The organism is Solwaraspora sp. WMMB335, from assembly GCF_049179075.1.
Lineage (GTDB): Bacteria > Actinomycetota > Actinomycetes > Mycobacteriales > Micromonosporaceae > Micromonospora_E.
Window position 1 is genome coordinate 7,202,939 of the sequence record NZ_JBMHMF010000001.1, and the last position, 13,926, is coordinate 7,216,864.

Consider the following 13,926-nt stretch of genomic DNA (forward strand, 5'->3'; position numbering starts at 1 on the left):
GGAGCACGCTCCCGGCCGCACCCGACTCTTTTCCCAGCCCTTGATGGAGCACCCTCCTTGGACGTCAACGGACTGCTCTCGAACTTCGGAGAGCTCACCACGACCGGCTTGACACAGGGCGCCATCTATGCCCTGGTCGCTCTGGGTTACACGCTGGTATACGGCGTACTGCGACTCATCAACTTCGCCCACTCCGAGGTCTTCATCGCCGGCGCGTTCGCCGCGTTGTGGACGTGGTCGGCTCTTGGACTCACCCAGAACTCGGTGGTCTCCGGAGTCGGTCTGATCATCTTCTACTTCCTGATCGCCATGGTCGCCGCGGCGCTGGCCTCGGCGGCGACCGCTACCCTGGTCGAGCGGGTGGCGTACCGGCCGTTGCGCCGGCGCAACGCGCCGCCGCTGGCCTTCCTGATCACCGCTATCGGCGCGTCCATCGTGATGTCCGAGGCGTTCGGCGTCTACACCCGCCGGCTGCCGCAGGGCCTGCCGACCATCGTCAGCAACGAGCCGTGGTTCCACGTCGCCGGGGTGCCGATCAGCATCGTGCAGGTGCTGACCGTCGTCGCCGCGCTGGCCATGATGATCGGCCTCGACTTCTTCATCAACCGCAGCCGGGTCGGCCGTGGTGTGCGTGCGGTCGCGCAGGACCCGAACACCGCCGCACTGATGGGGGTCAACAAGGACCGGATCATCATGATCATCTTCGTACTGGGTGGTCTGATGGCCGGTGTCGCCGGCCTTCTCTACAACGTCCGCATCGGAGTGCTGACCTACAGCGTCGGCTTCCTGCTCGGACTCAAGGCGTTCACCGCGGCGGTGCTCGGCGGGATCGGCAACCTGCGGGGTGCGTTGCTCGGCGGTTTCCTGCTCGGCGTGGTGGAGAACTACGCCTCCGGCCTGTTCGGCACGCAGTGGAAGGACTTCGTGGCCTTCGCCGTCCTGGTCGTCCTGCTGATGTTCCGCCCGACCGGACTGCTCGGCGAGTCACTGGGGAGGGCACGGGCATGACAGACCTGCGGGCCAAGCTGCACGACGCACGCGGCAAGTTCGCCGACCGGTGGCACGACATGCCCAAGTGGGTGCGTTGGGCGCTGATCGCCGCCGTGGTGGTGTTCTTCTACGCGTTGCCCAACGAGGGCTTCTACCAGTACCTCGGACCGATCCCGACGACCGAGTCCAACTTCGCGCAGGTGCTGTTCACCGTCTCCATCTACGTGCTGCTGGCGGTCGGCCTGAACATCGTGGTCGGCTTCGCCGGCCTGCTGGACCTCGGCTACTTCGGCTTCTTCGCCGTCGGGGCGTACACGGTCGCGGTGCTCACCTCGCCCAGCAGCGACCTCAAGACCGAGTGGCAGTGGCTGGCGGCGCTGCCACTCGCCATCGGTATCACCATGATCTCCGGGCTGCTGCTCGGCACGCCGACCCTGCGACTGCGCGGCGACTACCTGGCGATCGTCACCCTCGGCTTCGCCGAGATGATCCGGATCGCCGCGGTCAGCTCCGAGTTCCTCAAGGGCCAGCGTGGGCTCAACCAGATCCCGCACCCGCCCGGCGAGTACGCCGACGGAAAGCCGGTCTTCGGCGTGCTGGACGCCCGGCCGTACTACTGGCTGGTGTTGACCCTGATCATCGTGGTGGTGATCGGAGTCCACAACCTCAGCAACAGCCGGGTCGGCCGGGCCTGGATCTCCATCCGGGAGGACGAGGACGCCGCCCAGCTGATGGGCGTGCCGACCTTCAAGTTCAAGCTGTGGGCGTTCGCCATGGGTGCGGCGATCGGCGGCCTGGCCGGCGCGTTGTTCGCCGGCAAGCAGAACTTCGTCAGCTCGCAGAACTTCGAACTGCTCAACTCGATCATCATCCTGGCCGCGGTGATCCTCGGCGGCTCCGGCAACATCGTCGGGGCGATCGTCGGCGGCGGCCTGGTCGCGTACCTGATCGAGCGGTTCCGCGGCATCGAGCTGTTCGGCATCGAGCTGTACGAGTACCGGTTCCTGGTCTTCGGGCTCACCCTGGTGGTCATGATGATCTTCCGGCCGCAGGGTCTGATCGCCAGCCGCCGGCGTTCGGCGGAGTTCAAGGACCGGCGTAAGGAGGTGGCAGTCGGTGGCTGAGAACGAGAACGGCGCACGTGAACCGCTGTTGGAGGTCGACCACGTCACGCTGCGCTTCGGCGGCGTCGTCGCCCTCGACGACGTGGACTTCACCCTCTACAAGGGGGAGATCCTCGGCCTGATCGGCCCCAACGGTGCCGGCAAGACCACCTGCTTCAACGCGATGACCGGCATCTATCGCCCCACCGAGGGCGAGATCCGGTTCCGCGGCCAGCGGATCACCGGCAAGAAGCGTCACCACATCACCAGGATGGGCATGGCGCGTACCTTTCAGAACATCCGCCTGTTTCCCGAGATGACCGCCCTGGAGAACGTCCAGGTCGGCGCCGACGCCCACCACAAGACCAGCGTGATCTCGGCGATGCTACGCCTGCCACGGCACTGGCGTGAGGAACGTGACGGCCGTGCCAAAGCCCGCGACCTGCTGGACTTCGTCGGCATCGGGCACCGCATCGACGAGATGTCGCGCAACCTGTCGTACGGCGAGCAGCGTCGCCTGGAGATCGCCCGGGCGCTCGCCACCGACCCGGTGCTGCTCTGCCTCGACGAACCGGCGGCCGGCTTCAACCCGGCGGAGAAGGAGGACCTGCTCCAGTTGATCCGCCAGATCCGCGACCGGGGCGTCACCGTGCTGCTGATCGAGCACGACATGCGCCTGGTCATGGGGGTCACCGACCGGATCGTGGTGCTGGAGTTCGGAAAGAAGATCGCCGAGGGCCTGCCCGCCGAGGTACGGGAGGACCACCGGGTGATCGCCGCCTACCTGGGAGTGCCGGACGATGCTGCTTGAGATCGAGGACGTCAGCCTGCTGTACGGGCGGATCCAGGCGCTGCACGGCATCAGCCTGACCGTGGACGAGGGCGAGATCGTCGCGCTGATCGGTGCCAACGGTGCCGGCAAGTCCACCACGATGCGGGCGATCTCCGGGATCCGCGCGATCGCCTCCGGGCGGATCCGCTTCGCCGGTGAGGACATCAGCAAGCTCCGGGCCGACCTGCGGGTCCGTCGCGGGCTCTGCCAGGCGCCGGAGGGCCGGGGAATTTTCCCCGGCATGTCGGTCCTGGAGAATCTGGACATGGGGGCGTACACCCGGCACGACCGGGCCGGCATCGCCGCCGACCTGGACCGGGTGCTCACCCTGTTCCCCCGGCTCGCCGAGCGGCGCAGGCAACCCGGCGGCACCCTCTCCGGTGGCGAGCAGCAGATGCTCGCGGTCGGCCGGGCGCTGATGAGCCGGCCGAAGCTGCTGCTGCTCGACGAGCCGTCGATGGGGCTCGCACCCATGCTGATCCAGCAGATCTTCGACATCATCGTGGAGATCAACCAGCAGGGCACCACCGTCCTGCTGGTCGAGCAGAACGCCCAGCAGGCACTGTCCCGGGCACACCGGGCGTACGTGTTGGAAACCGGTCGGATCGTCAAGTCCGGCACCGGTGCGGACCTGCTGCACGACCCCGCTGTCAAGGAGGCGTACCTGGGTGTCGCCTGACCCGGCACCGGTACGACCCGACCCCCTCTGGAGAGACATCGTGACAACCGCATACCACCGGACCCGGCGCGCCGCCGCCGGGATCGCCGGTGCCCTCGCCCTGGTCTTCACCCTGGCCGCCTGCGGTGAGCAGGAGGCCGTCGAGCAGCCCGGCGCCGGCGCGCCGAGTGCCGAGGCCGACGACGATCTGGCCGCGCTGGTGCCCGACGAGATCGTGGCCGACGGCAAGATCCTGGTCGGCATCGACGCCACCTACGCCCCGGCCGAGTTCCTCGACACCGACGGCAGCACCGTCATCGGCTTCGACGTCGACCTGTTCAACGCCGTCGCCGGCAAGCTCGGCCTGACCACCGAGTACGTGCCCAGCCAGTTCGACGACATCATCCCCGGGGTGATGTCCGGCAAGTACGAGATCGGGGTGTCGTCGTTCACCATCAACGACGAGCGCAAGGCCCAGGTCGACATGGTCTCCTACTTCGCCGCCGGCACCCAGTGGGCGGCACGGGCCGGCGAGACCGTCGACCCGGACGACGCCTGCGGCAAGCGGGTGGCGGTCCAGGCCGCCACGGTGCAGGTGGAGGATCTCGAAGCCCGCTCCGCCGACTGCGTCGCCGCCGGCAAGCCGGAGATCACCATCGAGCAGTTCCAGGGCCAGGACCAGGCGACCGCGTCGGTCGTCACCGGCAAGAACGACGCCATGCTCGCCGACTCGCCGGTGTGCGCGTACGCGGTACAGCAGACCGACGGCGAGCTGGAACTGGCCGGTGACATCTACGACTCGGCCCCGTACGGCTACGTGGTGGCCCAGGAGCAGACCGAGTTCGCCGAGGCGCTCGCCGAGGCACTCACCGCGGTCATCGACGACGGCGCCTACGAGCAGGCGTTGAGCAACTGGGGTGTCGAGGCCGGCGGGATACCCGACCCGGCCGTCAACCCCTGATCGGCGTACCTGTCCGATGTCGGTGAAGTCCCCATCCGCTGCGGACGGCCCGGCGCCGTCCGCAGCGGGGCGGGCGCGCCCCGAACCGATCAAGGCGGTTCCGGTACGTCACCCGGGTCGCTGGGTCGCCGTCGGTGTGCTCGCCGTACTCACCACGATGTTCGTCCACCTGCTGGTCACCAACCGCCGGTTCCAGTGGGCATTCATGATCGACAACATGTTCCGGCCGCCGATCGTCGAAGGTGTCCGGACCACCATCACGATGACGCTGATCGCGATGGTGCTGGGCGTCGGCCTCGGCGTACTGGTCGCGGTGATGCGGTTGTCCGGCAACCCGATCCTCGCCGCGGTCGCCTGGCTCTACACCTGGTTCTTCCGGGCGGTCCCCCGGGTGGTGCTGCTGGTCCTCTTCGGCAACCTCGGCATCCTGTGGGAGCGGCTGGAGTTCGGCCTGCCGTTCGACCGGCAACTCGGCGCGTTGTTCGGCGTCGCCGACTTCGAGGCCCGTATCTGGGGATTCGACGCCCGCACGGCGCTCAGCGGCTTCGTCGCCGGGCTGCTCGGACTGGCGTTGTCCGAGGCCGCCTACATGGCGGAGATCGTCCGCGCCGGCATCCAGTCGGTCGATCCGGGCCAGGCCGAGGCGTGCGCCGCGCTCGGCATGAGCCAGGGGCTGACCCTGCGCCGGGTGGTCTTGCCGCAGGCGATGCGGGTGATCGTGCCGCCGACCGGCAACGAGACGATCGCCATGCTCAAGGACACCTCGCTGCTGGCCTTCGTACCGGTCACCAATGAGCTGTTCTTCCAGCTGTCCGCCGTCGGCGCCCGTACCTTCCAGGTCTTTCCGATGCTGGTCGCGGCCTGCCTGTGGTACCTGGCGCTGACCAGTGTGCTGATGGTCGGCCAGTACTTCGTCGAACGGTGGTTCTCCCGGGGATTCGGCAGCACCGGTCGGCGGCCCAGGCCACGGGCCGGTGCCGGGCCCGACCCGTCGGCCGGGCCCGGGCCCGACGAGGTGACCGCCGGCCGGCCGGCCGGGCCTGACCGGGAGGGGTCGTGATGAACACGACGGACGCCGGCGACGCCGGACCGGCCGGCACGATGGTGTACGCGGAGAACGTGCACAAGTCGTTCGGCCAGCTCGACGTCCTCAACGGGGTGGACCTGACGGTGCGCCCGGGGGAGGTGTGCTGCGTGATCGGGCCCTCGGGCTCCGGCAAGTCGACCTTCCTGCGCTGCGTCAACCACCTGGAGAAGATCAACGGCGGGCGGATCTGGGTGGATGGCGCGCTGGTCGGTTACCGCGAACACGGCGGCAAGCTGCACGAGTTGCCGGCCCGGGAGGTGGCCGCCCAGCGTCGCTCGATCGGCATGGTGTTCCAGCGGTTCAATCTGTTCCCGCACATGACCGCGCTGGCCAACGTGACCGAGGCCCCGCTGCGGGTACGCCGTCAGCCCAGGACCGACGTCCGCGAACGCGCCCTCGCCCTGCTGGAACGGGTCGGCCTGGCGGGCAAGGCGGACGCCTATCCCGGCCAGCTCTCCGGCGGCCAGCAACAGCGGGTCGCGATCGCCCGCGCCCTGGCCATGCAACCCAAGCTGATGCTGTTCGACGAGCCGACCAGCGCGTTGGATCCGGAGCTGGTCGGCGAGGTCCTGGACGTGATGCGCGACCTGGCCCGGGACGGGATGACCATGATCGTGGTGACCCACGAGATCGGGTTTGCCCGTGAGGTCGGCGACTCGCTGATCTTCATGGACGGCGGCGTGGTGGTCGAGGCCGGGGCGCCCCGGCAGGTGCTGGCCGATCCGCGGCACGAGCGCACCCGGTCGTTCCTCAGCAAAGTGCTGTGACCACGTGAGCCGCCCGGCGTGGTGTCGTATCCGGCGACTAGAGTCGCGGCGTGACCGACGACGCACCCCGCCTGCTGTTGCTGGACGGCCACTCGTTGGCCTACCGGGCGTTCTTCGCCCTGCCGGTGGAGAATTTCTCCACCAGCACCGGGCAGGCCACCAACGCGGTCTACGGCTTCACCTCGATGCTGATCAACGTGCTGCGCGACGAACGGCCGACCCACATCGTGGTCGCCTTCGACGTCTCCCGTCGTTCCTTCCGCACCGAGCGCTACGCCGACTACAAGGCCGGCCGGGCGGAGAGCCCGGCGGATTTCGCCGGTCAGGTCAGCCTGGTCCAGGAGGTTCTCGCCGCGTTGCGGATCCCGGTGGTGAGCAAGGAGAACTACGAGGCCGACGACGTCATCGCGACCCTGGCCCACCAGGCGCGTGACGCTGGCATGCAGGTGCTGATCTGCACCGGCGACCGGGACGCGTTCCAGCTGGTCGACGACCGGACCACGGTGCTCTACCCGCGCAAGGGCGTCTCCGACCTGGCCCGGATGGACCCGGCGGCGGTCACCGCCCGGTACGGTGTCGGCCCCCAGCAGTACCGTGACCTCGCCGCGCTGGTCGGCGAGTCCAGCGACAACCTGCCGGGCGTGCCCGGCGTCGGCCCGAAGACCGCGGCCAAGTGGATCAGCCAGTACGGCGACCTCGACGGCGTGATCGCCCAGGCCGACAAGATCAAGGGCAAGGCGGGGGAGAGCCTCCGGGAGCGACTCGCCGACGTGATCCGCAACCACGAGATCAACTGCCTGGTGGCCGACCTGGAGCTGCCGCTGACCCCGGCGCAGGCGAAGTGGACCGGCTGGGACCGTGAAGCCGTCCACCAGGTCTTCGACACGTTGCAGTTCCGGATCCTGCGGGATCGGCTCTACCAGTATCTCGACGCCGTCGAGCCGGAGGCCGAGGCCGGATTCGACCTGGCCGGTCAGGTTCTCGCCGCCGGGGCGGTGACGCCCTGGCTCGCCGCGCATACCCCGGCGGGTGCCGCCGTGGGCATCGCGGTCGCCGGCGCCTTCGGCCGTGGCACCGGCTCGCTCACCGCGGTGGCGGTCGCCACCGTCGACGGCGCTGCCGCCTGGTTCGACCCGGCGACGCTCGACGCGGCCGACGAAGCCGCCGTCGCCGCCTGGCTGGCCGATCCGCAGCGGCGCAAGGTGCTGCACGACAGCAAGCCGGCCCGGTTGGCCTTCGCCGCCCACGGCTGGGCGTTGGACGGCATCGAGCGCGACACCGCGCTCGCCGCCTACCTCGCCCGACCGGACCAACGGTCCTACGACCTGGTCGACCTGGCGCTGCGCTACCTGCACCGGGAGCTGCGTGTCGACGTCCCGGACAACGGCCAGTTGATGCTCGACGGGCTCGGCCCGCAGGGCGAGATCGAGCAGAACCTGATGCTGCGTGCCCGGGCGACGCTCGACCTGGCCACCGCCATCGACGCCGAACTGGCCCGCGACGGCGACGCCGCCACCCGGCTGCTCGCCGACGTCGAGTTGCCGCTGGTCGAGGTCCTCGCCGGCATGGAACAGGCCGGCATCGCCGCCGACACCGACTACCTGACCGACCTGGAGACGCTGTTCGCCGCCGAGGTCAAGGCGGCCGCCCAGGCGGCGTACGAGGTGATCGGCCGAGAGTTCAACCTGGGCTCGCCCAAGCAGCTGCAGGAGATCCTCTTCGGCGAGCTGGGCCTGCCCAAGACCAAACGGATCAAGACCGGCTACACCACCGACGCCGACGCGCTGCAGTGGCTGTTCGCCCAGACCGAGCACCCGCTGCTGGCCCATCTGCTGCGCCACCGCGACGTCGCCCGGCTCAAGTCGACGGTCGACGGACTGCTCAAGTCGGTCTCCGACGACGGCCGCATCCACACCACGTTCAACCAGACCGTCGCGGCCACCGGTCGGCTCTCCTCCACCGACCCGAACCTGCAGAACATCCCGATCCGCACCGAGGAGGGCCGCCGGATCCGTCGCGCGTTCGTCGTCGGCGTCGGGTACGAGTCGCTGCTGACGGCCGACTACAGCCAGATCGAGATGCGCATCATGGCGCACCTGTCCGCCGACGCGGCGTTGATCGAGGCGTTCAACTCCGGCGCGGACTTCCACGCGGCGACCGCCTCGTCGGTGTTCCAGATGCCACTGGAGTCGGTCAGCGCCGAGCAGCGCCGCCGGATCAAGGCGATGAACTACGGCCTGGCGTACGGGTTGAGCGCTTTCGGCCTGTCCCAGCAGCTCGGCATCGCCACCGACGAGGCCCGCGCGCTGATGGAGGAGTACTTCAGCCGCTTCGGCGGGGTGCGCGACTACCTGCAGGCGATCGTCGCCCAGGCCCGCACCGACGGCTACACCTCGACCGTGCTGGGCCGCCGCCGCTACCTGCCCGACCTGGTCAGCGACAACCGTCAGCGACGGGAGATGGCCGAGCGGATGGCGCTCAACGCCCCCATCCAGGGATCCGCCGCCGATCTGATCAAGGTGGCGATGCTGCACATCGCCGCCGCGCTGCGGGCCTCGACGCTGCGGTCCCGGATGCTGCTGCAGGTGCACGACGAGCTGGTCTTCGAAGTCGCCCCCGGGGAGCGGGCCGAGTTGGAGACGCTGGTCCGCCGCGAGATGGGATCGGCGTACCCGCTGTCGGTGCCGCTGGAGGTCTCGGTCGGTGTCGGCACCGACTGGCACAGCGCCGAGCACTGATCGGCACCGACTGGCACAGCGCCGAGCACTGAATCCGGCCCAGCCGGCCGCCCGAGGCCGATCGATCAGTGGCCGAGTCCCAGTTGACCGGCGAGGCTGCCGTGGATCCGGGCACTCGGCTGATTCAGTTCGACGATCTCGGCGGTCTTGCCGCGCGCGGCGTACTTGGTGGTGATGGCGTCGAGCGCGGCGACCGACGAGGCGTCCCAGACATGCGCGTGGGTCATGTCGATGATGACGTGGTCGGGGTCGCCCAGGTAGTCGAACTGGTAGACGAGATCGTTGCTGGAGGCGAAGAAGAGTTCGCCGTGCACCGAATAGATCCGGGTGCCGCCGTCGGGGTCGAGCACGCTGGTGACTGCCACCATGTGCGCCACCCGGCGGGCGAAGATCACCATCGCGACCAGGACGCCGACGACGACCCCGATGGCGAGGTTGTGGGTGGCCAGCACCGCCGCGACGGTGGTGACCATGACCAGTGTCTCGCCCCACGGCATCCGCCGCAGGGTGGCTGGGGCGACACTGTGCCAGTCGAACGTCGACACGGCCACCACGATCATGACCGCGACCAGTGCGGCCATCGGGATCGTTGCCACGACGTCGCCGAGCGACACCACCAGGACGAGGAGGAAGACCCCGGACAGGAAGGTCGACAGCCGGGTGCGGGCGCCGGCGGCCTTCACATTGATCATCGTCTGGCCGATCATCGCGCAGCCGCCCATGCCGCCGAACAAGCCGGTGACGACGTTGGCGACGCCCTGGCCCCACGACTCCCGCGTCTTGTTGGAGTGGGTGTCGGTGATGTCGTCGACCAGCTTCGCGGTCATCAGCGACTCCATCAGCCCGACCAGCGCGATGCCGAGCGCGTACGGGGCGATCACCTGCAGCGTCGCCCAGGTGTACGGCACCTGCGGGAGACCGGGTACGGGCAGGCTGTCCGGCAGGGCACCCTGGTCGCCCACGGTCGGCACGGCCAGGTTGGCCGCGACGGTGACCACGGTCAGCACCACGATGGCGACCAGTGGTGCCGGAACCGTCCTGGTGAGTCGGGGGAGCCCCACCATGATCACCAGCGCGGCGCCGACCAGAGGATAGACCAGCCACGGCACCCCGATGAGGTACGGCACCTGAGCGGCGAAGATCAGAATCGCGAGCGCGTTGACGAAGCCGACCATCACGCTGCGCGGAATGAACCGCATCAGCCGCGCGACACCGAGCACGGCGAGGACCACTTGGACGATGCCGCCGAGGATCACCGCGGCCACCAGGTGACCGAGCCCGTGATCACGGGCCAGCGGCGCTACGACCAGCGCCACCGCGCCCGTCGCGGCGGAGATCATCGCCGGCCGGCCGCCGCAGATCGCGATGGTGACCGCCATGGTGAACGAGGCGAACAACCCGACCCGTGGATCGACCCCGGCGAGGATCGAGAACGAGATCGCCTCCGGGATCAGCGCGAGCGCGACCACCAGCCCGGCCAGGACCTCGGTTCGCAGCACCCGTGGCGACAGCCACGAGGGACGGGACAGGCGCGGTCGAAGCACCGCAGGCAGCAACGCAGACATACCGTCGTTTCCGGATCAGGCGCGCATCGGCGCGCGACGTTTCTTCGGGCCCGCCGCCGCTCGCGCGAAGCGCACGGCGTAACCCGGCGGCGAAGGGCGCCTCGACGCACTCCGACAGGTGATCTCCCCCCACCCTGCCGGTCGGACGTGACCGCCCTGTTTCCATCCGCCGTCGCCTCGGCTACCAGCGCCATCGGCTATCGGAACGGCCGTCGTCCGGCGGGCCCGAGCGACCTTATCCACCTGGCCGATCCGATCGCAGTCAGCGGTGACGATCGTCACGGGCGTACCGTGGACCGGCGCGCCCAACAGTTCGCGGTGCGCGATACCCGGCCCGGGAGAGGTGTCGATGCCGGCGCGCTTGCAGGAACTCGACTGGCGGAACACCCCGATGGGGGAGATCAGCCTGCGACGCCGGTGGGATCCGGTCGTCGGCCAGGACGTGTACGAGGTCAAGCTCGGCGACGAGTACCTCATGTCGAGCCTGTTCACCGTCGCCGAGGTGGAGATGGCCCGGCTGGCTCTCGCCGCCGTACCGGCCGGGAGCACCGAGGTGGACGTGGTCGTCGGCGGGCTCGGTCTCGGCTACACCGCGTCCGCCGCCCTGGACGCCGCCGTCGTCCGGTCGCTGATCGTGGTCGAAGCGGCCGACGCGGTCATCGACTGGCACCGCCGGGCGCTGGTGCCGGCCGGCCGCCGGCTGACCGCCGACCCACGGTGCACCCTGTCGCAGGCCGACTTCTTCGCTCTGGCCGCCGGCGCCGCCGGATTCGATCCGCGCTCACCCGGGCGGCGGTTCCACGCCGTCGTCGTCGACATCGACCATTCGCCCCGGCACCTGCTGCACCCCGGGCACGCCGAGTTCTACCGCCCGGCGGGGCTGCGCCGGCTCACCCGCCACCTGCACCCGGGCGGAGTGTTCGCACTGTGGTCCGACGACCCACCCGACGAGGAGTTCCAGGCCGTGCTGACGGAGGTTTTCGTCACCGCCCGAGCCGAGGTGGTCACCTTCGCCAATCCGCTGACCGGAGGAACCTCGGCCAACACCGTCTACCTGGCGACCTGCCGCTGAGCGCGGTTTCTGCCGGTCAGGACCGCAGCGGATCGTGGCCCCAGTTCATCAGCGAGTACCGCCACCGGGTCTCGGTGACGTCACCGGACGGGCGCTGGGCGAGGTGGCGGTGCACGTACCCGACGACCTTGCGCATGTGCGCGTAGTCGTCGTCGGACAGTGCCTCCCGCTTGGTCCGCAGCAGCTCCACGATGCGCCGGCCCGACGCATGCCCGACGGACTCGCCGCCGTCCTTGTGCTGACCGGCCTCCTGGGACTGCGAGCTGCGCAGCCACTTCTCCAGGTCGCCGGGACTCATGTTGACCGCCTCGACGAACGAGCGGTACGCCTGCGCGCCGTCACCGTTCATGGCGCAACGCCTCCGGCCGGTGCACCGCGTCCCGCCCCGACTTGTCGCTGCGGACCCGGTACTGCGGATGCTCGGGGTCGGCGGCCACGGTCCGGCCGGCGGCCCGTCGGCGGGAGGTGATCTCCTCCTCGACCGTGCCGGGCACGGTCACTCCGTGGCTACGCCAGTTGACCCGGTCCCCGGGGCGCGGGTGTCGTACGGGCTCGCCGGGACGCTGCTCGGGGCGGTCGCCCTCGCGGGGTCGCTTGTTCCTCGCCATGCCGACCGTCTACCCACCGTGTCGGCCGCGAACCGCGTCGGCCGGCCGGCTACGGGGTGATCTCGTCGATCGGCAGCTTCACCGGGAACGGGTGGTCGAGCTCCAGCAGGTCGGCGCTCTCGGCGACGAGGGCGTACTCCCGCTCGCCGCTGGCGCCGGGCCGGTCACCGGCCCGGTACGCGTAGATCCGCACCGGGTCCTGTTCGACCCGCCAGTAGTGGGCGATGCCGGCCGCCGCGTACCCGGCGGGCTTGTCGAACCGGTCCCGCCGCCGGGTCGCCGGGGAGACCACCTCGACGACCAGCAGCACCTGGTCCGGGGTGAGGTAGTGCCGGTCGCCGCTGCCTTCGGCGCGGTACACCAGCACGTCGGGCTCGTAGGTGTTGCGGGGGCCGACCGCGATGCCGACCGCCTGGGTGGCGCGGTACCCGTCCGGCGCGTGCCGCCGCAGCCACAGCCACAGCAGGCTGGCGATGTTCTGGTGGTCAAGAGTGGGGGAGGGAACCACGGTGAGGACTCCGTCGAGGAGCTCGACGCGGGGGGCGTCCGCGGGCAGGGCGAGGACGTCTTCCAGGCTGTAGTCGGCCAGTCGCTGCCGGATCGGGTCCGGCTGCCAGGGCGCTGGCTGCCAGGGCGCTCCGGCCCCAGCCGCGCCGCGCTGCGGCCCGGCAGGAAGCATCGGCTCGGCGCTCACCTTTGTCACCCTACCCGTGACGGGCCCCCGACGGGCGGCACCCGGCCGGCTTGTCCGCGACGAAGACCGCGGTGCCGGGAAACAGCCGTCCGCGCAGCGGACTCCACTGCCCCCAGAGTTGGTCGTGCCCGTCCGGCCACTCCGGCTCGACCAGGTCACGCAGCCGGAAGCCGGCGCCGACGAGTTCGCGGATCCGGTCACCGAGGGTGCGGTGCTGTTCGACGTAGCTGGGCACTCCGTCGGCATCGGTCTCCACGTAGGGGCGCCGGTCGAAGTAGGAGTGCACCGCGGTCAGGCCGGCCTCGCCGGGGTCGTCGAGGAAGACCCAACGCATCGGGTGGGTGATGGAGAAGATCCAGCTGCCGCCGGGACGCAGCACCCGGTACGCCTCGCGCATCACCGCCGCCGAGTCGGCGACGAACGGCACCGCGCCGAACGCCGTCCACACGGCGTCGAACGCGCCGTCGACGAACGGCAGCGCGAGGGCGTCGGCCTGCACCAGCGGTACCCGTACGCCGGTGCGTCGGGCGCCCAGCGTGGCCTGGCGCAGCATCCCGCCGGACAGGTCGAGCGCCACGGCGTGCGCCCTGCGACCGGCGAGCCAGCGGCTACCGGCCGCCGCGCCGCAGCCCAGTTCGAGGACACGTCGGCCGGCGACGTCGCCGAGCAGCCCCACGTCGGCCTCGCGCAGTCCTTCCGGGCACCAGCGCAGGTCGGCGTCGCCGAGGAAGTCGCCGTGTTCGGCCTGGTAGTCGTCAGCGTCGCCGTCCCACCAGCGGCGGTTGGCCCGCTGGGCCTCCATGTCGGTCACCGGCCGCCGGTCGACCCGGGGCCGGTCGACCACCGGGGCG

Annotated in this window: 14 protein-coding genes; 9 read left to right on the plus strand and 5 right to left on the minus strand. The window is 70.1% G+C overall.

Going from position 1 to position 13,926, the window contains the following annotated elements:
- The first annotated feature begins 57 nt into the window (after nt 1-57).
- From ACN27F_RS31075 to polA, 8 genes are read left to right on the plus strand one after another with little or no spacing between them, the layout of a single operon-like run.
- A complete protein-coding gene (locus ACN27F_RS31075; RefSeq protein WP_421439019.1) occupies nt 58-1,008 on the plus strand; it encodes a branched-chain amino acid ABC transporter permease in 951 nt (316 codons plus the stop codon).
- Nucleotides 1,005-2,114: a branched-chain amino acid ABC transporter permease gene (locus tag ACN27F_RS31080; RefSeq protein ID WP_421439020.1), complete on the plus strand. Its 1,110-nt coding sequence runs from the start codon at nt 1,005-1,007 to the stop codon at nt 2,112-2,114. The genes ACN27F_RS31075 and ACN27F_RS31080 overlap by 4 nt, the downstream gene beginning before the upstream one ends.
- Complete coding sequence (locus ACN27F_RS31085; protein WP_421439021.1) at nt 2,107-2,904, plus strand: ABC transporter ATP-binding protein; 798 nt, start codon at nt 2,107-2,109, stop codon at nt 2,902-2,904. The genes ACN27F_RS31080 and ACN27F_RS31085 overlap by 8 nt, the downstream gene beginning before the upstream one ends.
- Complete coding sequence (locus ACN27F_RS31090) at nt 2,894-3,604, plus strand: ABC transporter ATP-binding protein (protein ID WP_421439022.1); 711 nt, start codon at nt 2,894-2,896, stop codon at nt 3,602-3,604. The genes ACN27F_RS31085 and ACN27F_RS31090 overlap by 11 nt, the downstream gene beginning before the upstream one ends.
- Before the next feature lie 40 nt (nt 3,605-3,644).
- Nucleotides 3,645-4,544 carry an ABC transporter substrate-binding protein gene (locus ACN27F_RS31095; RefSeq protein WP_421439023.1) on the plus strand — a complete coding sequence of 300 codons (900 nt, stop codon included), beginning with the start codon at nt 3,645-3,647 and terminating at the stop codon, nt 4,542-4,544.
- A gap of 22 nt (nt 4,545-4,566) precedes the next feature.
- Nucleotides 4,567-5,604, plus strand: coding sequence for an amino acid ABC transporter permease (locus ACN27F_RS31100; RefSeq protein WP_421439024.1), 1,038 nt, complete (start codon nt 4,567-4,569; stop codon nt 5,602-5,604).
- Nucleotides 5,604-6,398, plus strand: a complete 795-nt coding sequence (locus ACN27F_RS31105; protein WP_421439025.1) for an amino acid ABC transporter ATP-binding protein — start codon at nt 5,604-5,606, stop codon at nt 6,396-6,398. The genes ACN27F_RS31100 and ACN27F_RS31105 overlap by 1 nt, the downstream gene beginning before the upstream one ends.
- Nucleotides 6,399-6,448: 50 nt before the next feature.
- Nucleotides 6,449-9,136 (plus strand): DNA polymerase I, encoded by a 2,688-nt coding sequence (gene polA / locus ACN27F_RS31110; protein WP_421439026.1) that lies wholly within the window; start codon nt 6,449-6,451, stop codon nt 9,134-9,136.
- A gap of 65 nt (nt 9,137-9,201) precedes the next feature.
- On the opposite strand, the gene ACN27F_RS31115 is transcribed toward polA, so the two are convergent.
- On the minus strand, nt 9,202-10,701 hold the full coding sequence (locus ACN27F_RS31115) for a SulP family inorganic anion transporter (protein WP_421439027.1): 1,500 nt from the start codon (nt 10,699-10,701) through the stop codon (nt 9,202-9,204).
- Between the two features lie 349 nt (nt 10,702-11,050).
- Here ACN27F_RS31115 and ACN27F_RS31120 point away from each other — a divergent pair, with 349 nt between their 5' ends.
- On the plus strand, nt 11,051-11,773 hold the full coding sequence (locus tag ACN27F_RS31120) for a spermidine synthase (RefSeq protein WP_421439028.1): 723 nt from the start codon (nt 11,051-11,053) through the stop codon (nt 11,771-11,773).
- Between the two features lie 16 nt (nt 11,774-11,789).
- Here ACN27F_RS31120 and ACN27F_RS31125 read toward each other — a convergent pair whose 3' ends face one another.
- The 4 genes from ACN27F_RS31125 to ACN27F_RS31140 are packed head-to-tail and all read right to left on the minus strand — an operon-like array spanning nt 11,790 to nt 13,877.
- Nucleotides 11,790-12,122, minus strand: a complete 333-nt coding sequence (locus tag ACN27F_RS31125; protein WP_421439029.1) for a DUF3140 domain-containing protein — start codon at nt 12,120-12,122, stop codon at nt 11,790-11,792.
- On the minus strand, nt 12,112-12,381 hold the full coding sequence (locus ACN27F_RS31130; protein ID WP_421439030.1) for a DUF2945 domain-containing protein: 270 nt from the start codon (nt 12,379-12,381) through the stop codon (nt 12,112-12,114). Before ACN27F_RS31130 ends, ACN27F_RS31125 begins: the two co-directional genes overlap by 11 nt.
- A gap of 49 nt (nt 12,382-12,430) precedes the next feature.
- Nucleotides 12,431-13,075, minus strand: a complete 645-nt coding sequence (locus ACN27F_RS31135; protein ID WP_421439031.1) for a Uma2 family endonuclease — start codon at nt 13,073-13,075, stop codon at nt 12,431-12,433.
- Between the two features lie 10 nt (nt 13,076-13,085).
- Nucleotides 13,086-13,877: a class I SAM-dependent methyltransferase gene (locus ACN27F_RS31140; RefSeq protein ID WP_421440572.1), complete on the minus strand. Its 792-nt coding sequence runs from the start codon at nt 13,875-13,877 to the stop codon at nt 13,086-13,088.
- Between the last annotated feature and the right edge of the window lie 49 nt (nt 13,878-13,926).